Genomic DNA, 23,910 nt, shown 5'->3' on the forward strand with positions numbered 1-23,910 from the left:
CATACCGCATTCACGCATAATTAGTCGGGGGAGCAATGACTGAATACCGTGTCTGGGAATGCCAGATCTGTGGCTGGGTTTACGACGAATCCAAGGGCTGGCCGGAGGACGGCATCGCCCCGGGTACCCGCTGGGAGGACATCCCGGAAGACTGGAGCTGTCCCGAGTGCGGCGCGGCGAAGGAAGAGTTTGTGATGCTCGAGGTGAAGGCCGCCGCCGAACCTGCCCCCGGTACAGCAGCCGTATCCACCACCCACAGCGGCCCGGCAAAAGCAGAATCCTCAGCACAGGTGCCGACGGGTACCCGCATCTGGGAATGCATGGTATGCGGCTGGGTTTACGATGAATCCAGGGGCTGGCCGGAAGACGGCATTGCCCCGGGCACCCGCTGGGAAGATATACCCGAAGACTGGTGCTGCCCGCAGTGCGGCGTGGGTAAGGAAGAATTCGATATGGTGCTGGTATCCGATGGCGCGGAAGCACCGGAGCCCGAAGCGGCACCGACCCCGGCCATCGACGGCAACGCCGAGCCCCTGGTGATCATCGGCACCGGCCTGGCTGGCTACAACCTGGCACGTGAATTCCGCAAGCTGGATCGCACCACACCGCTGGTGCTGGTTACCGCAGACGATGGCACTTTCTACTCCAAGCCGTTGCTGTCCGCGTCACTGGCCCATGGCAAGACACCCCAGCAGCTGGCCAACAGCTCCGCGGAGGAGATGGCGCGGGAACTGGATGCCGAAATCCTGGTACACACCCATGTAAACAATATCGAAACGGCCACGCGAACCCTGACCGTGGCACCGGTGAACGGCAGCCACCAGGCGACCTTGCGTTACGGCAAGCTGGTTCTGGCCACCGGTGCCAGCTGCCGTCCGCTGCCCGCCATCGAGGGTGATGGCCTGGCCCGCCTGTTCCGCGTCAACAGCCTCGACGACTACCACGGTTTCCGTACCGCGCTGGCCGGCAGGCGCCGGGTACTGTTACTGGGCGCCGGACTGATCGGCTGTGAATTCGCCAACGACCTGGTGCAGGCGGGCTACGAGGTCAATGTGGTCGATCCCCTGCCCTGGCCCCTGGCCACGCTGCTGCCGGAGACCGCCGGCCGCGACCTGCGGCGCAAGCTGGAAAGTGCCGGCGTGCGCTTCCATCCCAGGAGCTGCCTCACCCGACTGGATCGACAGGGTAGCGGGCTGCGAGCAGAACTGGACAATGGCAAGACCCTCGAGGTGGATATTGCCCTCGCGGCCCTGGGCCTGCAGGCCAATACCGGACTGGCGGAAATGGCCGGACTGGACGTGGACCGGGGCATCCGGGTGGACCGCCACCTGCGTACCAGTGACAGCAGCGTGTTTGCCCTCGGTGACTGCGCCGAGGTCGAGGGCCACCAGCTCTACTTCGTGGCACCGTTGATGGCCTGTGCACGTGCGCTGGCAAAGACCCTCAGTGGCGAACCTGAAGCCGTACGCTACGGCGCCATCCCGGTGGCGGTGAAGACGACCCTGCGACCCACTACCGTGTGCCCGCCGCGTTCCGGGGCCGAGGGCGAATGGCACGTGCAGGCGGACAGTGATGGTGTGCAGGCGGAATTCCGCGACAACAGCGGCCAGCTACTGGGCTTTGCACTGACGGGATCACGCATCGCTGCGCGGGATGAACTGGTATCCCGGTGTGCACCGCTGATGCAGGCTGACCAGTAAGTCACACCCCGGATAGCCGCCCGCGGGGGGCTATCCGGGGGGCAACGTTTTTCCGCAGGATGCAAAACGCGCAATAAGCCAGATTTTCGCGTAGAATGGCCGCCAACCTTAAATTTGCTCAATTTTTAAACGACGGTATGACCACAGACAGCACCACAGCGTCCTCTCCCGCCACCCAGCCGGACCGCGCCCTGCGCGACACCCTGGGGCTGTTCGCCACTGGCGTGACCGTGGTCACCACCACCGACGCGGCCGGGCAACCTGTGGGCATGACCGTGAACAGCTTCAATTCCGTATCGCTGGACCCGCCCCTGGTGCTGTGGAGTATCGACAAGCAGTCCCTGGGTTACGATGCCTTTACCGCCGAGGGGCACTTTGCGGTGCATGTGCTCAAGTCCGACCAGCAGCACATCTCCAACCTTTTCGCCGGCCGTGGTGCCGACAAGTTTGGCCACGTGCAGTGGCGGCCGGGCCCGCACCAGGTTCCCCTGCTGGACGACTGTGCGGCCCTGTTCCAGTGCCGCCTGGCCCAGTGTATCGAGGGCGGTGATCACACCATCCTGCTGGGCGAAGTGACCGATTTCACCGCCTCGGGCGGCGAGCCCCTGGTTTTCCACCGCGGCCGCTACCGCGCCCTGGCCGGAGACTGACAGGCCACTGGCGCCCCCGGCTCCGCCGGGGGCGTACCACCCGCCAAAACTGCATTTAAGACCCTTCCCGCGCTTGGTTGCCCTGTCATTTTGACGTCATAATTCAGGGGCAAACTGTAAAGTGAGCACTTTTTGAGCAGCGACCTATGCAGACACCCGGCTCTCTCTTCTGCTTCGCCCACCGCGGCTACCGGCAGAAAGCCACTGAGAACACCCTGCAGGCCATCGAGCACGCACTGGAGTTCGACGTGGACGGTATCGAGATCGATATCTGGAATATCGGTGGCCAGCTGCTGGTCAAGCACGACCGGCGCCTGGGCCGGTTGATTGCCGGCAGCGAACTGCTCACCGACCTTTGCCCCAATGCCCTGCGCGAAAAACTGCTGCCCTGTGGGGGGCGCGTACCCACCCTGCGCGAGGTGCTGGAAACCGTGGGCAACCACTGCCAGCTCAATATTGAAATCAAGGGCCCCAGCTGCGCCGCGCTGGTGGCAGAGGAACTGGAATCCTTTGTCCGCGACACCGGTGCCAGCTTCGAGCAGTACCTGGTATCTTCCTTCGATCACCGCCAGCTCTATGAGAGCCTGCAGATGATCCCGGAAGTCCGCCGCGGCGTGTTATTGGGCAGTATCCCCCTGGACCTGGCCGCCTGTGCCGAGCCGCTCAAGGCCTACTCCATGCACCTGAGCCTGGATTTCGTCGATGCCGAGCTGATTGCCGACGGCAAGCGTCGCGGGCTGCGCAATTATGTGTTCACGGTCAACAACCTCGACGACCTGCACCTGGTCGCCGCCATGGGCGCCGATGGCGTTTTCACCGACGAACCGCAGCTGGTGATGAACTACAATGCTGCCCGCACTGCAGAAGTCCTGTTCCTCAATGAGGAAGAACAGGATACCCGCCCGGCCGGACCACTCTGACAAGCATATGCACCGACAGCTGCTTTGAAGCAAAAGCAGCTGGACAGAAACAAAAAAAGCCGGCGCAAGCGCCGGCTTTTTTGTTGGTTGCCCGGGAACGGGTCAGAACTGCGCGCTGGCCCGCAGGTACCAGAAGCCTCCGTTAAAGCCAAACGGCGAGGTCAGGGACTGCTGCACTCCCAGGAACTGCAGCGTCGGGTCCGCTTCCTCATCAGCCTCGACATCAAAGATATTCTCACCGCCGACAGCCACCTTGTAGTTGTCTGCCAGGTTGAAGGTCACCTCGAGGTCAGTCAGCAGCTCGCCGCTATACGTAGCCGGGCCAGACTCAAACAGGCCGCCGGTGGATTCCCAGTCGCTGTAGCGATTGAAACGCAGGTAACCATTCACCAGGCCGCCGGTGTCGTAGTCGAAGGTCAGCGTGGTGCGGTCGCTGGGCACCTGGTTTTCCAGGTCGTAAACGCGCAGGTCATTGATCGTGTTGGCAGCAACATCGGTCACTTCCTGCTGGTTGTGATTGTGGCGCAGGTCCACCACCAGCAGGTTGCCGGCAACTTCGAAGTCGCTGGTGATCGCCAGGTCGATGCCACTGACCTCGGAATCATAGGCGTTTACGAAGAAGTTGGCATTACTTCCCTGCAGCAGTGCGGCATCCTCGATTCCGGCGTTCGACAGCAGGGCTACCTCGTCTGCGCCAATGGTGTTATTGCGCAGTGCCAGTCGGTCCTGGATGTCGATGTTGTAGTAATCGATAGTGATACTGGTGTTGTCCAGCGGGTTGATCACGGCACCGATGGTAAAGCTGGTGGACTCTTCCGGGTTCAGTGCCACTGCGCCGAGAGCTTCAGCGACCGGGTGATTGACCGGGTAGGTACCGTTCGGAATCAGGTTACCGCTGGCATCTGCAGTGGTGGTGACATTGAGCGTATTCACCTGGCCCGGGGTCGGCGCACGGAAACCGGTATTCATGGTAGCCCGCAGCGCGAAAGCCTCACTGAAGTCGTAACGGCCGGAGAGTTTCCAGTCCGAGGTAGAACCAAACTGGTCAAAATCCTCGTAGCGCAGCGCCGCACCCACTGTCAGCTGGTCAGTGATATCCGTTTCCAGGTCCACATAAGTTGCGACGCTGTCGCTGTCGTAACTTCCGGCAGCCTCTTCCGGGAAGCCCTGGAACCCGTCGGAGCCCACGCCAAATTGTGCGGCGGTGGGACCGGATACAATCGATGCCTCGTCACCGGCACCTATCTTGTAGGTCTCGCGACGCCACTCCATACCGAAAGCCACGTTCAGGGGCGACGCAAAGGCCGCTATATCAACCGGTTGCACAAAGTCGGCATTCACACTGGTCTCTTCCTGGGTCAGTGTGCCCGGATTGAAAGAGGTCGGCGACAGTGCACCAAGGCTCGGGTTGATGGAGTCCTTCAGTACGTAGGAAACCTCGTTTTCCGCCGTGCGAGCCCGCACATCCCAGCTCAGGCCGGAAGCCAGCTCGCCACGTGCACCGAATACCGCTGACAGGTCGGTAATATTGGCGCCGAACTGTGGGTTGTAGCCGCCAGGAAACATGGAGTAAATCGGGTTGCGCAGCACGTAGCCACTGGGGCTCGAGGCATCGGCCACCAGGTAGTCGGATGGGGTCAGCCCCTGGCCGACAATGCTGTCGATGAGCGACTGCGGTGCGGGATCCGGCATAAAGTCGCCATCCCCGTCTACCTGCAGTGTGCCGCGGGCAGCGAATTCATACTGCGGCTCCAGCACCGGTCCGCGGTAGAAGAAATCCGAAATGGTCTCGTTGTCAGAGTACCCGAGGTTGCCGTACAGCTCGACGCTCTCGCTGAGATCGTAGCCGGCGTTCACGAATAGCTTCGTGGTTTCCACTTCCGGGTCGCCCCAGCGCTGGCCGAGGCCTTCCAGCGGCACCAGGTCCTCACCGACAACACTGCCGACAAATTCCGCATCCGGGCGGGCCGCACCGCGCCATGTCTTGTCAGCCGTAGAGCGCTCGATGGTCGTGTTCACAAAACCACGATCGCCCAGACCGAAACCGGCGTTTACGGAAACACTGTTGCGGGTGCCATCGCCCTCAAAATACTCACCGGTCTGCGCCGCTACATTAATGCCCTCGGCATCGTCTTTCAGGATCACGTTAACCACGCCCGCGATGGCATCGGAGCCATACTGGGCCGAGGCGCCATCCCGAAGTACTTCCACACGCTCAATTGCGGCAGACGGCAGGGCAGAGAAGTCCACCGCCTGGGCACCCTGGTTAACAGTACCCAGTGGGGCCACCTGCAGGTTTACCAGCGCCGAGCGGTGCCGGCGGGTACCGTTCACCAGCACCAGGGTCTGGTCCGGGGACAGGTTACGTAAGGTCACCGGGCGGATAAATGCGGTACCGTCGGCAATCGGGAAGCGCTGGGTATTGAATGAAGGCGCAATCTTGGACAGCGACTCGGTCAGGTCAAAGCTCGCCTGGTCGGCCAGGTCGCCCCCACCAACCACATCCACCGGAGACAGGGTCTCGGTGGGCAATGTGCCCTCCCGCCGCGTACCGGTGGCAATCACTTCTTCCATAACCCGGTTGTCGGCACCGGGCGTGGACTCTTCCTGCTCCTGGGCGAAAGCCCCGGAAACCGGCACCGCCAGGGCGGCGGCAATCGCCAGTGACAACGGCTTGAATGAATATCTACTCATGATGGGCCCGTCCTCTCTCTTATGGTTATTCCATCGAGCTTCCCGCCATCTGATACCCCAGGAAGGCGCGCGATGCTTATTTTTTGTGCAACTACGTACGGTAGACGCACTTTTTATGTGCAGCCAGAGTATGCAAACGTGGCAGTACGGGCAATGCTTCAGGACAATTGACAAAACACCGGCCGCTTCACTGGATAATTTGTTACAGGTGAGACTGAATTTCGCGCCAAGCGTATGTTTTATTATCGCTTTTAGCGGTTTTTGAAGAGATGCCTCCTCCCAGCAAATCCGACCTCGCAATGGCGTCCGCCCAGTTGTCGGACCGACTGGTACAGGTAGCTTTCACAAACACAAACAGAGTTCACCAATTGTCAGCAAAGACACAATATTGTGAACTCCTGGCACTTACCAGTTTCGGCCAGTCTCACACCGAGCCCGGCAATGGCTCGCTATTGATGAATGGGGTTTCTCAAAGGACTTGAGAAACGGCAGTCACATACTCCCGGACGCAGTATCTCTTTTCGGGCAACTTCTACCGCAGCTGCCGGCTCTATCATCATTCCTCCAGGGGAGCTGTCAGCTCCTTCGACACACTCCCGTGAGCGGGGTCTCGTTTCCGGGACAGCTCCCTTGCATACCCACCAGTATTGGAAAATGTTTTAACTTCCGGAACCGAATTTACTGTGTCCTGAAGTGAGGTATCCAGGAGCATATACCACCCCGGTTTTGGGGGCGCGGGGGCGCGATCGCCAGCGGCGACCCCGCACCACGCGCTTTTCAATCACTCCATTTACCAATTCGGGAGAAGAATAAGAATGCAATCCATTCTGAAGGGGTCTCGTCTCGCCGCGCTCACTGCCGCCCTCACCCTGGGCGCAGCCTCAAGCGGCACTCTTGCGGTAACCGGCAGTAACGTCACAGATTTTTCCAATATGCCCCAGCGCATCATCGTTCAGTACAAGGACACAGCGCAGCGTGACTGGCCCGCCCGGGCCAAAGCCTATGGTGCACGGGCCAATACCAGCCTGGCCCATGTGCGCGGGCTTGCCCTGCGCGACCGGCAGGTTTACCAACTCGGCCAGCGTATGGCACCGGGGCAGCTGCAGAAGTTGATGGCAAAACTGGAAGCCGATCCCAACGTGGTGTCGGTTGAGGAAGATGCGCTGATGCAGCCACAGTTCGTGCCCAATGACACTTACTACGATCTTCAATGGCATTACTATGAGGCCACCGGCGGCATCAACCTGCCCGCCGCCTGGGACAAGCAGACCGGCACCGGTGCCACTGTCGCGGTGCTGGATACCGGCTATGTCTACCACTCGGACCTGGACGCCAATATCCTGCCGGGCTACGACTTTATCGACGATACCTTCGTCTCCAACGATGGCGACGGTCGCGACGCCGATCCCAGTGATCCCGGCGATGCGGTTAGCTTCAGCGAGTGCGGTTTCCTGAGCCCGCCGCAGGACCAGCCCAGCAGCTGGCACGGGACCCACGTGGCCGGAACCGTTGCCGCGGTTACAGACAATGGCAAGGGCGTTGCTGGTGTAGCCTTCGATTCGAAGGTAGTGCCGGTGCGGGTACTGGGCAAATGCGGCGGCTACCTGTCCGATATCGCCGACGGTATTGTCTGGGCTTCCGGCGGCAGTGTGTCCGGCGTACCGGTGAACAGCAACCCGGCGCAGGTAATCAATATGAGCCTGGGCGGCAGTGGCTCCTGTGACTCCACCTACCAGGCGGCTATCGATGTCGCGGTAGCCAATGGCACAACCGTTGTCGTGAGTGCCGGCAACAGCGATGCGGATGCCTCAGGTTATCGCCCGGCCAGCTGCGACAACGTCATTTCCGTAGCAGCTACCGAGCGCTTTGGTGCCCGGTCTTACTATTCCAACTACGGCTCCACTGTGGATGTAAGTGCCCCCGGAGGCGACCTGCAGTACGATTCCACCCACGGGGTGGCTTCCACCCTCAACGACGGCCAGACCAGCCCCGGTAACGAGACCTATGTTTATTACCAGGGCACCTCGATGGCAGCACCGCATGTTTCCGGTGCTGCGGCCCTGATGTATGCCACCGATAGCGGCCTCACCCCTTCCGAAGTGGAGAGCATCCTCAAGTCTACCGCGCGTCCCCTGCCCGGGGCCTGTAGCGGCGGCTGTGGTGCGGGGATTATTGATGCGAGCGCGGCGATCGACGCGGTCGGCGGCGGTGGCACCCCCACCAACCAGGCGCCGGTGGCCGGATTCAGCTTCAGTGCCAGCGACCTGTTCGTGACCTTTACCGATTCCAGCTCTGACAGCGACGGCACCATTGTCAGCTACAGCTGGGACTTTGGTGACGGAGGCTCGTCCTCAGACCAGAACCCCACCTACACCTACAGTGCTGCGGGTACCTACTCGGTCACCCTGACCGTCACCGACGATGATGGCGCCACCGGCAACAGCACCCAGGCTGTGACTGTCAGCGACGGCGGCACAGAGCCCACCAGCGACGGCTTCACCGCCACTGGCGTCAGCGTCGCCGCGGACGGATGGCAGTACTACACCATCGACGTGCCGGCCGGCGCCACCAGCCTGGATGTATCAACAACCGGTGGCAGCGGCAATGCCGACCTGTACCTGCGCTTCGGGGCCGAGCCGACCCGCAGGAACTACGACTGCCGTGACGCAGGTGGTGGCAACGACGAGACCTGCACCATCAGCAACCCGGCCGCGGGCACCTGGCATATCGGCCTGAATTCCCGCCGCGGTGCCAGTGGTATGCAACTGGATGCCTACTGGTTCAGCAACTGACAGGCCAGACTGGTAGTACATGAGACAACAAGGGGCGCAGGGCGCCCCTTTTTTATGGCTGCCTGCCGCTGTCCGGGAAAACGGGAGCACTGTAACAAGTCACTGCAAGGCAGTACTGCCAGGTTTCCAACCGGCGTTTGCAAACCATCAACCAGGTTGATCCAGGTCAATATCGAGGGATCCTGCATCGGCAATATATTGGTACCAGATTGTCGAGTGTGGCCTGCGAAACCCAGGACCGGCCGCCAACAAAGGGAGAGAAAAATGCTCAGCATCAAACGCACCGGGCCAAAGCGGATCGATATCGAGTTCTCGGGCGACCTGAACGGCGCAGGAATGGAGAAAGCACTCGATGAATTCGTCGCGCTGTCCAGGGAGCTTGAAAACGGAAGGATGCTGTACCGGATCCGGGACTTTCATTTGCCAAGCTTCGGGGCCATGGTCATCAAGTTCTCACGCCTGCCGGAGTTACTCCGCGCAATGACACATTTTGAGCGTGCGGCAGTAATCACCGATGCCGACTGGATACAGACTGCCAGTGAGCTGGAGGGGAAGCTATTCCCGGGCCTGGATATCAAGGGGTTTGACCTGGATGAGGAAGACGAAGCGGAGGCCTGGTTGGCCGGCGGGTCATGCAGCCGGCATGAACAACCAAACCGGCCGGGTAGAATATCGAAAAAAGCGAATTTACAGCCTGGGTTCAACCAAAATCCTGCTTCTCCATCCACGGAATGATCCGCTCGAACGCCCGCTCTATCTGGTCGATGGAGGTGGCATAGCTGATGCGCAGGGCGTTGCGGCAGGACTCGCCAAAAGTGTCACCGGCAATGGTACAGACACCGGTTTCCCGCAACAGCCGCAGGGCCACGTTATTGCCGTTAACCCCTTCCGGCAGCGCCGGGAACAGGTAGAAGGCCCCGTCCGGTACATACCCCTCCAGGAACGGCGTTTCCTCCACCAGCTGTACCAGCCGATCCCGGCGCGCCTTGTAGGTGCTGATTATATCCTTGATAAAACCGCGGTCGCCGCGTAATGCGGCCACCCCGGCCCACTGGCACGGGGTGTTGGCCACCGTGGTGGTGAACATATGGTAACGGCGCAATTTGCGGATCGCGCCCTGGCTGGCAATCAACCAGCCGATACGCATACCCGCCATACTGAATGTCTTGGAGAAACTGCTGATGATCATCACGTGGTCGAGGTCGGAACAGCAGGACAGCACGCCGGCATAGTCGCGGTCGTAAACCAGGTGATCGTAAACCTCGTCACTGATCACGTAGATGCCCCGGTAGGCCGCTTCCTGCACGATGGTCTCCACCGTCTCCCGCGGGTAAACTGTGCCAGTGGGATTGCTGGGGGAGTTGAGCACAATCGCGTGGGTGTTGGTGTCGATCGCGTCAATCACCTCCTGCGGGTCCAGCTGGTGATTGTTCTCGGCGCGGGTGGGAATATGCCGGACTTCGCCGCCGTTCATGCGGATCAGCGGTGCATACAGCATAAACGCGGGGTCCGGCACGATAAATTCCCGCCCCGGCGCGGACACTGCAGTCAGCGCCAGGTAGATGGCCTCGGTGGCGCCGGTGGTTACGAGGATATTCTCCGGCGTGATGGCCCTGCCGTAGCGCTCGCCATTGTACTCGGCCAGGGCCTCCAGCAGTTCCGGCAGGCCCGCATCCATGGTGTAACCGGTCTGCCCCGCCTCCAGCGCATCCACCGTGGCCTGGATCACATGGGGCGGCGCCGGCGCATCGGGCTGGCCAATGGACAGGTGGATTACGTCGTCCATGGTGGACGCCAGGTTCACCATCTTGCGGATTCCCGGCACCGGGATGGTCAGCAGTGCCGGGTTCCAGACCGGATCCTCGGATTCATAGAAATCGAAATCCAGCCGGCTCATACCTGCACTCCAGCTTCAGCACCTTCGTGGAACAATGCCGGGCGGCGGTCGGTCAGCGGCCGCGCCAGCTGGTAGGCCTGCGCGGCGCGCAGCACCGCGGCGTCTTCGAATCGCCGCCCCACCAGCTGCAAGCCAATCGGCAGGCCGTCGCCGGCAAAACCACAGGGTACCGAGATCGCCGGCTGGCCCGTCATATTGAAGGGATAGGTATAGGGCGTCCACGAAGGCCAGCGGGTGCTGGGCCAGTCCTCTGGCACCTCGCGCCCGGCCTTGAAGGCGGTGATCGGGAGGGTCGGGGTGAGCAGCAGGTCGTACTTGCGGTGGAAGGCCACCATGCGCTCGCACAATGCCATGCGCTCATTCACCGCCCCCAGGTAATCCAGCATTGAAAGCTGCGCCGCTTTTTCCGATACCGCCACCAGCTGCGGATCCATCTGCGCGCGCTGGCGCTTGCCCAGGTCGCGCAGGGCATTGGCGGCGCCACCGTAAAACAGGTGACCGAACGAGGCCAGGGGATCGTCAAAACCCGGGGCCACCTCCACCACCTGCGCGCCCAGTGACTGCAGTACATGGGCGGCCTCACGCACGCTTTCTTCCACTTCCTGGTCCACGCTCACATAACCCAGGGTGGCACTGAAGGCGATCTTGAGGCCCTTGAGCAATTCTTCCGGCTCGCCCTGTATCGACGCCAGGTAATCGATATTGCGGCGCGGGATGGCGTTGGTATCGCGGTCATCGGCCTCGCTCAGCACGTTCATCATCAGCGCGCAGTCGGCCACGGTCCAGGTCATGGGACCCGCGTGGGCGAGGGTCCCGAACGGGCTGGCGGGCCAGTGCGGCACCTCACCGAAGCTGGGTTTCAGGCCCACATGGCCACAGAAACCCGCGGGAATGCGAATCGAGCCGCCAGCATCGGTTCCCAGTGCCAGCGGCCCCATACCCAGTACCACCGCCGCCGAGCTGCCACCACTGGAGCCTCCGGCGGTCCTGTCGGTATGCCATGGGTTGCGGGTAACGCCGTCGATTGGGTTATCGGTTACACCTTTCCAGCCGAATTCCGGTGTAGTGGTCTTGCCCAGGGGCACGTAACCGTTGCGGTCCAGCGCGGCCACACAGGGGGCCTGCTTGTTGAGCGTGGATTCCGGGTTGACCGTTTTCGAGCCCTTCAGGGTGGGCCACATGGGTGTGAGGAATACGTCCTTGATTGCCACCGGTACACCGTCGAGCACCCCCCGGGTCGCCCCGGATTGGTATCGCTGCTCCGAGGCACGTGCGTATTCCAGCGTGGTCTCCGGGTCCACCAGGTTATAGGCGTTCACTGCGCTGTTGCAGCGCTCAATCTGCTCCAGCAGTGCACCGGTAACTTCCACGGGGGAAAATGACTTGTTCCGATACCCTTCCAGTAGTTGCAGGGCGGTCATACCGACGAATTCGTTCATCCGCGGATCCTCTCGCTTGTGCTTCTTCTGTATTGCCATCCAATCCTAGTACCAGTTGGCGCCAATTCGGGCGTCTTCTCGTGGACTATGGCGCCCCGATTTTCTCACTGGCATCAACTGGGACAGGGGTACTCAAACAAGATCCCTTCCGGGGCGGGGAAATCCTCATGCATCGACTGCCGGATGCGGCATGCCCTCTCTTGCTTCTCGCCGAATTTGTGATGCGCCTCACGATTTCCGTGTCGGCTTCAGGCTACAGACAGGATGAATGCGGTACCTTAGGCGCAGTAATCATCGCGAACGGGAAGCAATCGTGAACAAACTGATACGGATAACCTTCGCCAGCCTGCTGGCGCTGTGGCTCGGTGGCTGCGCCACCATGAGTGAAGAGGAATGCCTGGTAGCCGACTGGCACGGCATCGGGTTCGAGGACGGCGCCGCCGGCCAGCCTGTCGCCCAGCTGGGCCGGCGCCGCGAGGCCTGCGCGGAACACGGGGTGCAGCCGGATACCAGTGCCTATCGCGCCGGCCGCAACGAGGGCCTGGAGCATTACTGTACAGAAATGCGCGGGTTTCGCCTGGGCCGCGCCGGGGGCAACTACAACGGTGTGTGCCCCGCGGACCTGGAAGGGCTGTTCCTGCACGCCTATGAAGCCGGCAGGGAAATTTATGTGGCCCGCAGTGCGGTCAACAGCGTCGCCGGTGCCATCGGTGATCGCGCCGAGGAGCGCGAGCATATCCTCGACGATATCACCGGCATGAGCGCCCGCCTGATCAGTGACGAGGCTACCCGCGAGGAGCGCATCACCCTGCTGGCGGACATCGCCCGGCTGAAGGAACGCCATACCGAACTGGGTATAGAGATCGAGGACCTGGAACACGAACTGGCATTGCGCGAGGCGGAGTACCAGGAGGTCCAGCGCCGCTCGCCCTACCGGTAAACGCCCAACTGCCGGGGAAGCCTGCCGCAGTAACCCGTTACTTCAGCAGGCCATCCTCGGCCGCTCCCCGCAGGCGCTTTTCCATCTCCTCCCAGAGCGCCCTGCTGCCCAGGGCGATGCGGCTGTTCAAATCCATCACGCGCTCTTTCGATACCTGGTGCTTGCGCCAGGAGTGGCCGCCGCCATGCAGGTTGTGGAGCAGCGGCGGCACCCGGTCCACGGCGCGGGCAAAGCGGGCATCGGCGGTGGCGCCCTCCTCAAACTCCTCCCACAGGCGAAAGTATTCGTCCCCGCGCCCCTCCGGCAACAGGTCCAGCAGCCGGCGGACACCGGCTGCCTCACGGCTTTTCTGCTCGGCAGTTTCACTGGCATAAATGATCTTGTCACCGGCATCGATCTCACCCAGGTCATGAATCAGCAGCATGCGGATCACCCGGTCGATATCGATCGGATCGTCGGCATAATCCTTCAGCATCAGTGCAGACAGGCAGACGTGCCAGCTGTGCTCGGCAGAATTCTCGTAGCGCTCCAGGCCCACCGGGCGAGTCTTGCGCGTAACGCTTTTCAGTTTTTCGATCTCAACAATAAAGTCGAGGACACGTTCTATCGCATGCATCCAGTCAGCCTTTACCTGTCTGCGGGGTGGTTGACACCGTCATTGGTGGGTACTTCCTCCAGGTCCGCCGGGTTTACCCCGTCGAGGCAACCGACATTAAAACCATACTCTCCCGGGCTGGAACGCCGCTGGTGATGGGTGTAAATGCCGCAACGGCCACAGAAATAATGCCTCGCCGTGCGGGTGTTGAACTGGTAGAGGCGCAGGTCCGCCTCACCCTTGCGGATGCGGATTGCGGCCAGGGGTACCGAAGCCATGATGGCCCCGCGGCGGCGGCACAGGGAGCAGTCGCAACGCCGCGGGTCCACGACCCCATCCGGTAACTGCAATTCCAGTTCAACCGCGCCGCAATGGCAGCGGGCAAGATGGACAGGGTTGATTGCTGTTCCACCAATAGACCTGATCATTTTCATGCCTGCTCCTCAGGCAATGGGCTCCGGTATGGCGACACCGAGTTTTTCCGCCCAGGGCCGGATATCCTCCATGATCGACGGGTAAAGTGATACCCCATCGCGCAGCTGCTCAGTCCGCGCGTGCCAGGCACGCTGGCCCGGCACCCGAACCTCCCCGCCCCCGTCACTGGGATTGTTTTCCCACAAGTGACACAGGGCTCGGGTCTGGCGCAAGAAGTCGGACTGCGGCCCGAAGGCACGCGGATCAATTATCTGCAGGAACACCGAGTTGGCCTCATCGTCACCACTGGCAGTCTCGTCGGCGCGGCCGTAACCACCCAGCCCCATGGACAGGACTTCCAGCATTGCGCTAAGGGCAGCACCTTTGTAACCGTGGTCGGCACCGCCCACCGGCAGGATGCTGCCACCATCCTGGAATGCCGCCGGGTCATCGGACAAGCGGCCTTCACTGTCTTTCAGGCAGGCCTGGGGCATCTTCCTGCCCTCGCGCGCGGCGCGGGCCACGTAACCGCCGGCCGTCACCGACATACTGATATCAAACAGGAGCGGGTACTCCCCGGCAGGTGCGGCAAACGCCAGCGGGTTGGCAGAAAACAGGGGCGCGCGCCCTCCCTGGGGCGAGACGGTATTCTCCGCCGGGGTGGAGCAGGTGAGAATAGCCACGCAACCCGCCTCGATCACCGGCGGCAGGTAGGCTGCCAGGCAGGCAATATGCTGGCTGCGGCGAATGGTCGCGGTCACCACGCCGTGTTCCTCGACCCGCTGCAGTGCGAGGCCGACGGCCTGTGAGAGCACCCAGGGACCCGGCAGGAAATTCGCATCCCAGTTGAAGCAGTTGCCACGATCAGACAGCTCCACCGGCTCCCCTTTCGCCCGGGATTCACCGCTCTGCAGCCAATCCAGGTTGTGCGGCACCCGGTTGAGGCCGTGGGTAGTGAATCCCAGCAGGTCTGCCTGCAGGAAGATATTGGCCATTACCGCGGCGCGTTCCTGCGCCAGTCCCGCTGCCTGGAACAGCCGGGTGGCGAATTCATGAAGTTCGGCGGCGGAGTAGCGGGTGTCCATGGAATGCTCCTGTTTCATTTATACGGGTTAATCAATGTAGTCGCCCCGACCGTCAGTGATCACTTACTTTCCCGCGCAGTGACTTCACCTGCCCGCGACGGGTCTTCTGCTTCAGGCGGCGCTCTTTCGACGCACGGGTCGGCCTGGTCGCCAGGCGCTTCTTGCGCCGTCGCGTCGCTTTCCCGACCAGCGCCGCCAGTCTCTCCAGCACATCCGCGCGGTTTTTCTCCTGGGTACGGAAGCGCTGGGCCTTGATCACGATGACCCCATCAGCGGTGATGCGCTGGTCCTGCAGGTTCAGCAGGCGCTCCTTGACTTCTTCCGACAGCGAGGAGGCACGGATATCAAAGCGCAGGTGAATGGCACTGGCCACCTTGTTGACATTCTGCCCACCCGCGCCCTGCGAGCGCACAGCGTGCATGTCAATTTCCTCGAGCGGAATCGCGATTTTGCTAGAAACTTTTAACATGTCAGACTTGTTTCTTATAAGGCGCCTTAATAAATAGTTTTATTGTCTATGCTGAGAGCGGCGGGCGCAAAATTTAACCTTTCAATGTGTCGGCAACGTAAGGTGGTATCCGCACTATGACCGAAAACAAACCCCGGACCCAGGGGCATTATGACCCGCCGGTATTCTACACTGCCACCGCCGTGCTACTGCTCCTTGTCGCCTATGCGGTTTTCTTCCCGGATAATGCGACCTCCCTGTTCAAGGATGTCCAGGCATGGATCGTCACCAACATGAGCTGGTATTACGTCATGGTGGTAGCGATCATCCTGGTCAGTGTGATCGTAATCGGCCTCTCCAAGCTCGGGGAAATCAAGCTGGGACCGGAACATATCGAGCCCGATTACGGGTTTGGCTCCTGGTTCGCGATGCTCTTCTCCGCCGGTATGGGTATCGGCCTCCTGTTCTTCGGCGTTGCCGAACCGGTCATGCACTACCTGAACCCCCCGGTGGGAGGCACCGGTACGGTTGAGGCAGCTCGCGAAGCCATGGTGCTGACCTTTTTCCACTGGGGTTTCCACGCCTGGGCCATCTACGCCATCGTGGCCATGATCCTGGCGTATTTCAGCTATCGCCATAACCTGCCGCTCACGCTGCGCTCCGCTCTCTACCCGATGATCGGTGAACGCATCCATGGCCCGATCGGCCACGCGGTGGATGTTTTTGCCATTGTCGGCACGGTCTGTGGTGTGGCCACAACACTTGGCTACGGCGTCCTGCAGATCAATTCCGGCCTGAATCACCTCTTCGGCATACCGGTGGGCAGCGGCGTCCAGGTCATTCTTATCATTGTGACCACCATCCTGGCCACCATATCGGTGGTAATGGGCCTGGATGCGGGCATCAAGCGCCTGTCGCAGCTGAACATGACCCTGGCCGGCATCCTGTTGGTGATGGTGCTGCTGCTGGGCAGCACCGTCTACCTGCTCCAGGCCTTTGTGCAGAACTTCGGCAGCTACCTGTCGGTGATCGTGAGCAAGACCTTCAACCTCTACGCCTACAACCCCACCGACTGGCTCGGCGGCTGGACTATTCTCTACTGGGGCTGGTGGATGTCCTGGTCCCCCTTTGTGGGTCTGTTTATTGCGCGGATTTCCCGTGGTCGCACGATCCGTGAGTTTGTCGTGGGAGCGATGCTGGTGCCCGCCGCGGTAACCCTCCTGTGGATGACTTTTTTCGGCAACTCGGCGATCCACATGATCCTGGACGAGGGGCTTACCCAGCTGGGCGAAGTGGTTGCAAAGGACCAGTCGGTGGCACTGTTCCAGTTCCTGGAGCAGTTCCCTTTTTCCGGCGTGTTCTCCTTTGTGGCCGTGATCATGGTCGTGGTGTTTTTCGTTACATCCGCTGATTCCGGCGCGCTGGTGGTGAATATGCTCTCCTCCCATGGGCGTGACGATACCCCGGTATGGCAACGGATTTTCTGGTGTTTCCTGATCGGCGCAGTGGCGGTCGCCTTGCTGCTCGCCGGTGGCCTGGGTTCACTGCAGACAGCAGTAATCGCCAGTGCACTGCCGTTCTCGGTAATCCTGATGGTGGCCATTTACGGGCTCGTTGCCGGTCTGCGCACCGATACAGTCAAGCGCATTACCCAGTCGGCACCGGTCTCCCCGATCAGTGCACGCAACCCCGTGGTATGGCAGCGTCGCCTGAAAAATGCCTTGCAGCTGCCATCGCTGGAGGAAGTGCGCGAGTTTATCCGGGAAACCGGCAAGCCTGCCCTGCACGAATTCGCGGAAGAGATGAAGAAAAATGGTTACGAGGCCACGGTTACCGAGGGCGAGAACGAGTGGGTGCAGATTGAGGTTCACCAGGGTGAAGAAACCAGCTTCGTTTACGGGCTGCACCCCAAGGCCACACTCAAGCCCGATGCCACCAACGCGGACAAGGTGCTGGACGATACCCTGGATGACGGCTCCCCGGACACCTATTTCCGTGCCGAGGTCCACCTCTACGAAGGCGGCCAGGACTACGATGTCATGGGCTGGACCAGGGATCAGCTGCTGACTGACATGGTGTCGCAATACGAGCGCCACCTGCAGTTCCTGCATACCCTGCGCTAGCGGGAGCCACGGGGCGTGACGGAGCGTCCCCGGACTATGCTGGAAAGATGATGTCCGGCCCCCGGCCCGGGGGCTGGCAGACAGTTTCACATCCGGTTGACGTTTATGAAGCTCCGCACCACCGATGAGGGCAAGGCCCGCTTCGATCCCCCGGTGTTCTATACCTCTACCGGCATACTGCTGTTGCTGGTGGCCTACGCGGTCTTTTTCCCCGATGATGCAACCGAACGCTTCAAGGCCATGCAGGTCGCCATTGTCGACTACATGGGCTGGTACTACGTCCTGATTGTCGCCATCCTGCTGATCACCGTGGTAGTACTGGGCGTCTCCCGCCTCGGGGATATCAAGCTGGGGCCCGAACACGCCAAGCCGGAATACGGGTTCACCTCCTGGCTGGCAATGCTTTTTTCCGCCGGTATCGGCATCGGCCTGCTGTTCTTCGGGGTGGCCGAACCAGTGATGCACTACCTAAACCCACCGGATGCCGACACCGGCACTGTCGAGGCGGCGCGGCAGGCACTGGTGCTCAGTATTTTCCACTGGGGCCTGCACGTCTGGGCAATTTTTGCCGGCGTGGCACTGATCCTTGGCTACTTCAGCTATCGCCATAACCTGCCCCTGACACTCCGCTCGGCCCTCTACCCCATGATCGGCGAGCGTATCCACGGGCCCATTGGCCACGCCGTCGATATATTTGCGATTGTCAGTACTGTCTGCGGTGTGGCCACTACCCTGGGCTTCGGCGTGCTGCAGATGAACTCCGGCCTCAACCACCTGTTCGGTGTGCCGGTCGGGGAAGGTGTGCAGGTCATCCTGATCGTGGTGACCACCGCGCTGGCGACGATCTCCGTGGTGGTGGGACTGGATGCCGGTATCAAGCGCCTCTCGCAGCTGAATATGGGCCTGGCCGCTATCCTGATGGTCACCGTGCTGGTCCTGGGCAGCACCGTCTACCTGCTGCAGGCATTCGTCCAGAATGTCGGCAGCTACCTATCAGTGCTGGTCAACCGCACCTTCAATCTCTACGCCTATGCTCCCACCGACTGGATCGGTGGCTGGACCATCTTCTACTGGGGCTGGTGTATGTCCTGGTCGCCCTTTGTGGGGCTGTTTATTGCCCGTATATCGCGCGGGCGCACCATTCGCGAGTTCGCCATCGGCACCCTGCTGATGCCCACCCTGATTACCATCATCTGGCTCACGGTATTCGGCAATTCAGCCATTCGCATGATCCGGGATGAAGGGCTGCAGTCGCTGGCCGACACGATCCAGAAAGACCAGTCACTGGCACTGTTCCAGTTCCTCGAGCAGTTCCCCATGTCCGGTTTCCTGTCGATGCTGGCCATCATCCTGGTGGTGATCTTTTTCGTCACCTCGGCCGATTCCGGCGCCCTGGTAATGAATATGCTCTCATCCCACGGCCGCGACGACACCCCGGTATGGCAGCGGATCTTCTGGGCCGGCATTATCGGTGTGGTCGCCATTGCCCTGCTGCTGGCAGGCGGCCTCGCCTCATTGCAGACTGCGGCCATCACCAGCGCCCTGCCCTTCTCGCTGATATTGCTGGTGGCCCTTTATGGGTTGATCAAGGCTCTGCGCACCGATACCGCCAAACGCGACGCCCAGAGCGCACCGGTTGCCCCGGTCAGCGCCCGGAACCCGGTGTCATGGGAGCGTCGCCTGAAAAACCTGGTGCAGCTCCCCTCCCTGCGCGAGGTGCACGAATATATCGCCGAGGTAGGCCGCCCGGCTCTGCAGGACTTTGCCACGCAGATGGAGAAAAACGGTTTCTCCGCGCAGGTCTCGGAACTCGACAACGCGGTCGTGCAGCTGGAGGTGATGCAGGGGGAGGAGCTGGACTTCCTCTATAGTATCCACCCCAAGGCGCACCTGAAGCCCAATGCCGGCAACCCGGACGCGGAGCTAGACGACAGTCACGACGACGGTTCCCCCGACAAGTACTTCCGGGCCGAGGTCCACCTGCGTGAGGGCGGCCAGGATTACGACGTGATGGGCTGGACCCGCGACCAGCTGCTGACCGATGTGCTGTCCCAGTACGAGCGCCACCTGCAGTTCCTGCACACCCTGCGCTGACAGGCGTCCCCTGCTCGTGCAGAATGGCTTCCTTTCAAGGGAGCCCCACATGGTTATTCTCGAGACTGACAGGCTGTTACTCAGCGAGTTTACCGGAGACGACACCACCCCGGTCCTCGCCGTCCTCAACGACCCGGACTTTATCCGCAACGTCGCCGACCGTGGGATCCGTACCGCCGACCAGGCTCGCGGATACCTGCGGGAGACGCTGCTGCCCTCCTATTGCCAGAACAGCTTTGGCATGTACCGGGTCATGCTGCGCGACGGCACGGATATCGGCATGTGCGGGCTGGTAAAACGGCAATGGCTCGATTACCCGGATATCGGCTTCGCCTTCCTGCCAGCGTATCGTGGCCAGGGGTATGCCCAGGAAGCAGCTAGGGCAGTAATCGAACTCGCCCGCAACAAGCTCGGGCTAGCCGTGATAAAAGGCATCGTCAACCCGGATAACGGGCCTTCCATCCGCCTGCTGGAAAGACTCGGCCTGCAACCGCTCGGGAAGACACTCTATCCCGGGGAGGACCAGGAAGTGCTGGTCATGGAGTGGCGGAAACCCGGCACCTAGGCCAGCGGGTATTGCAGGCACACAAAAAAGCGGGCCTTTATCGGAAGTATCCCGGGCCCGCCATGGATGGTGAAGAGAAGTGGGATTGGATTGAGTGGGCCGGTTACCGGCCCACTCACCCGGGCGCGTTATCAATGAGCGCTTGCGGCACCAGCTCCTTTCGGGAAGCGAATATCCGCAACCATGGCCTGCACATCCCTGGGTGCATCGGCGGTAAAGCGGGCAACTGTGATAGCCACTGCGAAATTCAACAGCATACCCAGGGTACCAATGCCCTCCGGTGAGATACCAAACCACCAGTTCTCCGGGATATTGCCCGCCGGGTTAATGAACTTGAAGTAGATGATATAGGCCGCGGTAAAGCTAATACCGGAAACCATGCCGGCAATCGCCCCTTCCTTGTTCATCCGCTTGCTGAAGATGCCCAGGATAATCGCCGGGAAGAACGACGATGCCGCAAGCCCGAAGGCAAAGGCCACCACCTGCGCCACGAAGCCCGGTGGATTGATACCCAGGTAGCCGGCAATACAGACGGCCACCCCCGAGGCAATCCGCGCGTACATCAATTCCTGTTTGTCCGAGATATTGGGCATCAGGTTGCGCTTGAGCAGGTCGTGGGAGATCGACGTGGAGATCACCAGCAACAGGCCCGCAGAAGTGGACAGCGCGGCGGCGATACCACCGGCGGCCACCAGCGCAATTACCCAGGCGGGCAGGTCCGCAATTTCCGGGTTGGCCAGGACCATGATGTCGCGATCGATGTTCATCTCGTTGCGCTCATCGCCGGAGTAGAACATCTTGCCATCGCCATTCTTGTCCTCCCAGCTGATCAGGCCGGTACTCTCCCAGTTACTGATCCAGCTCGGGGCCTCCTCGTAGGCGGTACCCTGCGCTTCCGGACCATTGATGGTGTCGATCATATTGACCCGCGCAAAGGTGGCGATGGCCGGCGCGGTGGTGTACAGCAGGGCGATAAAAAGCAGTGCCCAGCCGGCGGACTTGCGCGCATCGCGCACCTTGGGAACCGTAAAGAAACGCACTATCACATGCGGCAGCCCGGCAGTACCCACCATCAGCGCCGCAGTGATAAAGAAGACATCGATGGTGCTCTTGGTCCCCGAGGTGTACTCGGCAAAGCCCAGCTCCGTCGACAGGCCATCGAGCTTATCCAGCAGGTAAGTCCCCGAGCCGTCATTCAGCTCGGCGCCAAAACCGATCTGGGGAATAACGTGGCCGGTCATCATGATGGAGATAAAGATCGCCGGCACCAGGTAGGCACAGATCAGTACGCAGTACTGGGCCACCTGGGTGTAGGTGATGCCCTTCATGCCGCCGAGAACGGCATAGAAGAACACGATCGCCATGCCGATGATCACACCGGCGGTGATGTCCACCTCAAGAAAGCGGGAGAACACCACCCCGACACCACGCATCTGGCCCGCCACGTAGGTAAAGCAGACGAATACCGCACAGATGACCGCCACGGTTCGCGCGGTATTGGAATAGTAGCGGTCGCCGATAAATGCCGGCACGGTAAACTTGCCGAACTTACGCAGGTACGGAGCCAGACACAGTGCCAGCAATACGTAGCCACCGGTCCAGCCCATCAGGTAGACGGCACCGTCGTAGCCCATAAAGCTGATCAGCCCAGCCATGGAAATAAACGAAGCCGCTGACATCCAGTCGGCCGCCGTGGCCATGCCATTGGCAACCGGGTTGACACCGCCGCTGGCGACGTAGAAATCGTGGGTGGAGCCGGCCCGGGACCAGATGGCAATGCCGATATACACGGCAAAGGTCAGCCCCACGATAATGAAAGTGAGAGTTTGAATATCCATGACCCGCTCCTAGTGTGTGAACTCTTCTTCGAGGGCTTCCTCGAATTCTTCCGGTTCCTCGTGATCCTCGTGCACGTTGTACTTGCGGTCGAGCTTGTTCATCTTGACCACATAGACAACGATCAGCGCCAGGAATACGTAAATGGCACCCTGCTGGGCGAACCAGAAGCCGAGCTTGAAGCCGCCGAGGCGGATTGCATTCAACTCATCGACAAACAGGATTCCACAGCCGAAGGACACCGCAAACCAGATACTCAGCAGGGTGAGCATCATGCGCAGGTTTTCTTTCCAGTAATCCTCTGCATGCTGTTCGCTTTCAAAGCTCATGATTGATCTCCAGGTTTATTGTTATCGCTTTCCGGGTACATGGGGCTTATGCCTCAGAACCCATACTTGACGGAAAATTGCAGCCTTTGCAAGTCACCCTCATCGTCGACCAGGGTCCCGCTGGCGTTTTCCACCTGCTTGCTGGCAAAGATGTACTCACCGCCAAGGGTCATTCCGGGCAACGGTGAATAGAGCAGGTTCAGGTGGGCGCTGCGATACTCCGAGGCAGTGGTGTCCCCCACAAAGTCGGGATTGTCAGCACTGGTCATGGAAAGCACCAGGTTGGAGCGCCACCGCTCACTCCAGAAATGCCGCAGCGCAACAAAACCGCCGGACTGGTCGATCAGCTCGATATCACCATCCGCATCGATAATTCCCGCGCGGTAGCCGTTCAGGCCCATATACCGCCCGAGGGCGTTGCCGTAGCTGTACATAAAGCGGATGTCGTCGGCCCCGAGCGGATACTTGCCCGACAGGCTGATGGCGTAGCCCCGGCGCGACTCCTGGCCCACCGCATTTTCGTAGGCCAGTTCACGGCTCATTGAGGCAATCGAGTAATTCAATCCACCGGCGTTGTTGTTATAACGCAACACCACATCCGGCGTACTGTTGTCGTCGTAGGGGTTCTCGGTGCCGTTGTAGAGTGTGGTGGCCGGGTTCTCTGCCGCCAGCTGCAGGCTGCCGTCTCCGATACTGTGGGTGTAGCGCAGCTGCGGCTGGCGCTCGAAGATGGTGCCCACCGGGCCGACAAAGTCCATGCCCTCCGGCAGGGCCCCCACATTGAAGAAGGTGGACCAGGTCTGCCCCGCCAGCAGTGAGCGCCTGCCGTCGATATCCCAGTCCACATAGGCGTGGCGCAGGCGCTGGGAATAGGAGTTACTGATACGCTCGTCGCCCTGGGCACTGCCCATGGCGTCGATTTCCAGGTGGGTGTTTACCTGGCCCGTACCGAACCTGGTGCGGGTCTTCACGAACAGCCGGGTCGACTTGGCATGGGCATGGTACTTGGCCTCCCCGCCCTCTCCCCCGATCGGAATGGTGGATGGCACCAGGAAGTCCTCACCGATACCCGCCGTGGCCGAGTCGCCGTCGGAGTAGTCGCTGACGGCGCTGTCGAGCTTGACGAATCCGCCGAACTGCAGCTCGGTTTCGCCGTCCGCAGGACGCGTGGGTTCGGGATCTTCCGCTATATCCACAGCCTGGCGCTGCCGGGCCGCTTGCGCCTCTTCTGCCAGGTTCTGCACCTGCGCCTGCAGCTCCTGGATGCGCAGCTGCAGTTCCTCGTTGGTCGGGGGTTCCGCTGCGGCACTGGCAAGGCCACCGGCAGAGGAGACAAGAATGCCCGCCGAGAGGCGAGCCATGATTTTCCGTGTTGTTATGGTCATAACC

Annotated in this window: 19 protein-coding genes; 9 read left to right on the plus strand and 10 right to left on the minus strand. The window is 61.0% G+C overall.

The features are described 5' to 3' along the window. Positions 1–35: 35 nt before the first annotated feature. From LVE68_RS05565 to LVE68_RS05575, 3 genes are all read left to right on the plus strand, one after another. Positions 36–1,700, plus strand: coding sequence for an FAD-dependent oxidoreductase (locus LVE68_RS05565; protein WP_233006037.1), 1,665 nt, complete (start codon positions 36–38; stop codon positions 1,698–1,700). Between the two features lie 137 nt (positions 1,701–1,837). Next, the gene (locus tag LVE68_RS05570; protein WP_233006038.1) at positions 1,838–2,350 is read left to right on the plus strand and encodes a flavin reductase family protein; all 513 of its coding nucleotides are present in this window, start codon (positions 1,838–1,840) and stop codon (positions 2,348–2,350) included. 146 nt (positions 2,351–2,496) lie between these two features. Further along, the gene (locus LVE68_RS05575) at positions 2,497–3,270 is read left to right on the plus strand and encodes a glycerophosphodiester phosphodiesterase (protein WP_233006039.1); all 774 of its coding nucleotides are present in this window, start codon (positions 2,497–2,499) and stop codon (positions 3,268–3,270) included. Positions 3,271–3,372: 102 nt separating this feature from the next. Here LVE68_RS05575 and LVE68_RS05580 read toward each other — a convergent pair whose 3' ends face one another. Beyond that, on the minus strand, positions 3,373–5,964 hold the full coding sequence (locus LVE68_RS05580; RefSeq protein WP_233006040.1) for a TonB-dependent receptor plug domain-containing protein: 2,592 nt from the start codon (positions 5,962–5,964) through the stop codon (positions 3,373–3,375). Between the two features lie 815 nt (positions 5,965–6,779). On the opposite strand from LVE68_RS05580, the gene LVE68_RS18190 reads away from it, so the two are divergent. Next, positions 6,780–8,756, plus strand: coding sequence for a S8 family serine peptidase (locus LVE68_RS18190; RefSeq protein ID WP_305080409.1), 1,977 nt, complete (start codon positions 6,780–6,782; stop codon positions 8,754–8,756). Between the two features lie 264 nt (positions 8,757–9,020). Beyond that, the gene (locus tag LVE68_RS05600) at positions 9,021–9,491 is read left to right on the plus strand and encodes an STAS/SEC14 domain-containing protein (protein ID WP_233006041.1); all 471 of its coding nucleotides are present in this window, start codon (positions 9,021–9,023) and stop codon (positions 9,489–9,491) included. Here LVE68_RS05600 and LVE68_RS05605 read toward each other — a convergent pair. Together LVE68_RS05605 and LVE68_RS05610 are read right to left on the minus strand one after the other, a co-directional pair. Beyond that, entirely contained in the window at positions 9,457–10,653 is a 1,197-nt protein-coding gene (locus LVE68_RS05605) for a pyridoxal phosphate-dependent aminotransferase (protein ID WP_233006042.1), read from the minus strand. The two genes, LVE68_RS05600 and LVE68_RS05605, sit on opposite strands and share 35 nt — an antisense overlap. Then, positions 10,650–12,092 (minus strand): amidase, encoded by a 1,443-nt coding sequence (locus LVE68_RS05610; RefSeq protein WP_233006043.1) that lies wholly within the window; start codon positions 12,090–12,092, stop codon positions 10,650–10,652. The genes LVE68_RS05605 and LVE68_RS05610 overlap by 4 nt, the downstream gene beginning before the upstream one ends. Before the next feature lie 313 nt (positions 12,093–12,405). On the opposite strand from LVE68_RS05610, the gene LVE68_RS05615 reads away from it, so the two are divergent. Further along, positions 12,406–13,032, plus strand: coding sequence for a DUF2799 domain-containing protein (locus LVE68_RS05615; RefSeq protein ID WP_233006044.1), 627 nt, complete (start codon positions 12,406–12,408; stop codon positions 13,030–13,032). Between the two features lie 37 nt (positions 13,033–13,069). Here the strand turns inward: LVE68_RS05615 and LVE68_RS05620 are convergent, their stop codons facing one another. The 4 genes from LVE68_RS05620 to arfB are packed head-to-tail and all read right to left on the minus strand — an operon-like array spanning position 13,070 to position 15,595. Continuing rightward, the gene (locus tag LVE68_RS05620) at positions 13,070–13,648 is read right to left on the minus strand and encodes an HD domain-containing protein (RefSeq protein ID WP_233006045.1); all 579 of its coding nucleotides are present in this window, start codon (positions 13,646–13,648) and stop codon (positions 13,070–13,072) included. An 11-nt stretch (positions 13,649–13,659) separates the two neighbouring features. Next, positions 13,660–14,061: a GFA family protein gene (locus tag LVE68_RS05625; RefSeq protein WP_233006046.1), complete on the minus strand. Its 402-nt coding sequence runs from the start codon at positions 14,059–14,061 to the stop codon at positions 13,660–13,662. Positions 14,062–14,070: 9 nt separating this feature from the next. Continuing rightward, a complete protein-coding gene (locus LVE68_RS05630; RefSeq protein ID WP_233006047.1) occupies positions 14,071–15,126 on the minus strand; it encodes an Ldh family oxidoreductase in 1,056 nt (351 codons plus the stop codon). Between the two features lie 52 nt (positions 15,127–15,178). After that, entirely contained in the window at positions 15,179–15,595 is a 417-nt protein-coding gene (arfB, locus tag LVE68_RS05635; RefSeq protein WP_233006048.1) for an alternative ribosome rescue aminoacyl-tRNA hydrolase ArfB, read from the minus strand. 116 nt (positions 15,596–15,711) lie between these two features. Between arfB and LVE68_RS05640 the strand changes: the two genes are divergently transcribed. The 3 genes from LVE68_RS05640 (at position 15,712) to LVE68_RS05650 (ending at position 20,356) form a co-directional block, all read left to right on the plus strand. Next, positions 15,712–17,697: a BCCT family transporter gene (locus LVE68_RS05640; protein ID WP_233006049.1), complete on the plus strand. Its 1,986-nt coding sequence runs from the start codon at positions 15,712–15,714 to the stop codon at positions 17,695–17,697. A 105-nt stretch (positions 17,698–17,802) separates the two neighbouring features. Further along, a complete protein-coding gene (locus LVE68_RS05645; RefSeq protein ID WP_233006050.1) occupies positions 17,803–19,791 on the plus strand; it encodes a BCCT family transporter in 1,989 nt (662 codons plus the stop codon). Positions 19,792–19,840: 49 nt separating this feature from the next. Next, on the plus strand, positions 19,841–20,356 hold the full coding sequence (locus LVE68_RS05650) for a GNAT family N-acetyltransferase (protein WP_233006051.1): 516 nt from the start codon (positions 19,841–19,843) through the stop codon (positions 20,354–20,356). Positions 20,357–20,487: 131 nt separating this feature from the next. On the opposite strand, the gene LVE68_RS05655 is transcribed toward LVE68_RS05650, so the two are convergent. From LVE68_RS05655 to LVE68_RS05665, 3 genes are read right to left on the minus strand one after another with little or no spacing between them, the layout of a single operon-like run. Then, positions 20,488–22,194 (minus strand): sodium:solute symporter family protein, encoded by a 1,707-nt coding sequence (locus LVE68_RS05655; RefSeq protein ID WP_233006052.1) that lies wholly within the window; start codon positions 22,192–22,194, stop codon positions 20,488–20,490. Between the two features lie 9 nt (positions 22,195–22,203). Continuing rightward, on the minus strand, positions 22,204–22,521 hold the full coding sequence (locus tag LVE68_RS05660) for a DUF4212 domain-containing protein (protein WP_233006053.1): 318 nt from the start codon (positions 22,519–22,521) through the stop codon (positions 22,204–22,206). A 53-nt stretch (positions 22,522–22,574) separates the two neighbouring features. Beyond that, entirely contained in the window at positions 22,575–23,906 is a 1,332-nt protein-coding gene (locus tag LVE68_RS05665) for a DcaP family trimeric outer membrane transporter (RefSeq protein WP_233006054.1), read from the minus strand. Positions 23,907–23,910 lie beyond the last annotated feature (4 nt).

Origin of the sequence: Microbulbifer sp. YPW16 (assembly GCF_021290385.1) — a bacterium.
Lineage (GTDB): Bacteria > Pseudomonadota > Gammaproteobacteria > Pseudomonadales > Cellvibrionaceae > Microbulbifer > Microbulbifer zhoushanensis.

What these genes read in the sequence shown, in the direction of transcription:
- LVE68_RS05655 (WP_233006052.1), bottom strand. Translation starts at nt 22,194, where the DNA reads ATGGATATTCAAACTCTCACTTTCATTATCGTGGGGCTGACCTTTGCC.
- LVE68_RS05565 (WP_233006037.1), top strand. Translation starts at nt 36, where the DNA reads ATGACTGAATACCGTGTCTGGGAATGCCAGATCTGTGGCTGGGTTTAC.
- LVE68_RS05665 (WP_233006054.1), bottom strand. Translation starts at nt 23,906, where the DNA reads ATGACCATAACAACACGGAAAATCATGGCTCGCCTCTCGGCGGGCATT.
- LVE68_RS05660 (WP_233006053.1), bottom strand. Translation starts at nt 22,521, where the DNA reads ATGAGCTTTGAAAGCGAACAGCATGCAGAGGATTACTGGAAAGAAAAC.
- LVE68_RS05575 (WP_233006039.1), top strand. Translation starts at nt 2,497, where the DNA reads ATGCAGACACCCGGCTCTCTCTTCTGCTTCGCCCACCGCGGCTACCGG.
- LVE68_RS05600 (WP_233006041.1), top strand. Translation starts at nt 9,021, where the DNA reads ATGCTCAGCATCAAACGCACCGGGCCAAAGCGGATCGATATCGAGTTC.
- LVE68_RS05630 (WP_233006047.1), bottom strand. Translation starts at nt 15,126, where the DNA reads ATGGACACCCGCTACTCCGCCGCCGAACTTCATGAATTCGCCACCCGG.
- LVE68_RS05570 (WP_233006038.1), top strand. Translation starts at nt 1,838, where the DNA reads ATGACCACAGACAGCACCACAGCGTCCTCTCCCGCCACCCAGCCGGAC.
- LVE68_RS05610 (WP_233006043.1), bottom strand. Translation starts at nt 12,092, where the DNA reads ATGAACGAATTCGTCGGTATGACCGCCCTGCAACTACTGGAAGGGTAT.
- LVE68_RS05645 (WP_233006050.1), top strand. Translation starts at nt 17,803, where the DNA reads ATGAAGCTCCGCACCACCGATGAGGGCAAGGCCCGCTTCGATCCCCCG.
- LVE68_RS05605 (WP_233006042.1), bottom strand. Translation starts at nt 10,653, where the DNA reads ATGAGCCGGCTGGATTTCGATTTCTATGAATCCGAGGATCCGGTCTGG.
- LVE68_RS05625 (WP_233006046.1), bottom strand. Translation starts at nt 14,061, where the DNA reads ATGAAAATGATCAGGTCTATTGGTGGAACAGCAATCAACCCTGTCCAT.
- LVE68_RS05640 (WP_233006049.1), top strand. Translation starts at nt 15,712, where the DNA reads ATGACCGAAAACAAACCCCGGACCCAGGGGCATTATGACCCGCCGGTA.
- LVE68_RS05580 (WP_233006040.1), bottom strand. Translation starts at nt 5,964, where the DNA reads ATGAGTAGATATTCATTCAAGCCGTTGTCACTGGCGATTGCCGCCGCC.
- arfB (WP_233006048.1), bottom strand. Translation starts at nt 15,595, where the DNA reads ATGTTAAAAGTTTCTAGCAAAATCGCGATTCCGCTCGAGGAAATTGAC.
- LVE68_RS18190 (WP_305080409.1), top strand. Translation starts at nt 6,780, where the DNA reads ATGCAATCCATTCTGAAGGGGTCTCGTCTCGCCGCGCTCACTGCCGCC.
- LVE68_RS05620 (WP_233006045.1), bottom strand. Translation starts at nt 13,648, where the DNA reads ATGCATGCGATAGAACGTGTCCTCGACTTTATTGTTGAGATCGAAAAA.
- LVE68_RS05650 (WP_233006051.1), top strand. Translation starts at nt 19,841, where the DNA reads ATGGTTATTCTCGAGACTGACAGGCTGTTACTCAGCGAGTTTACCGGA.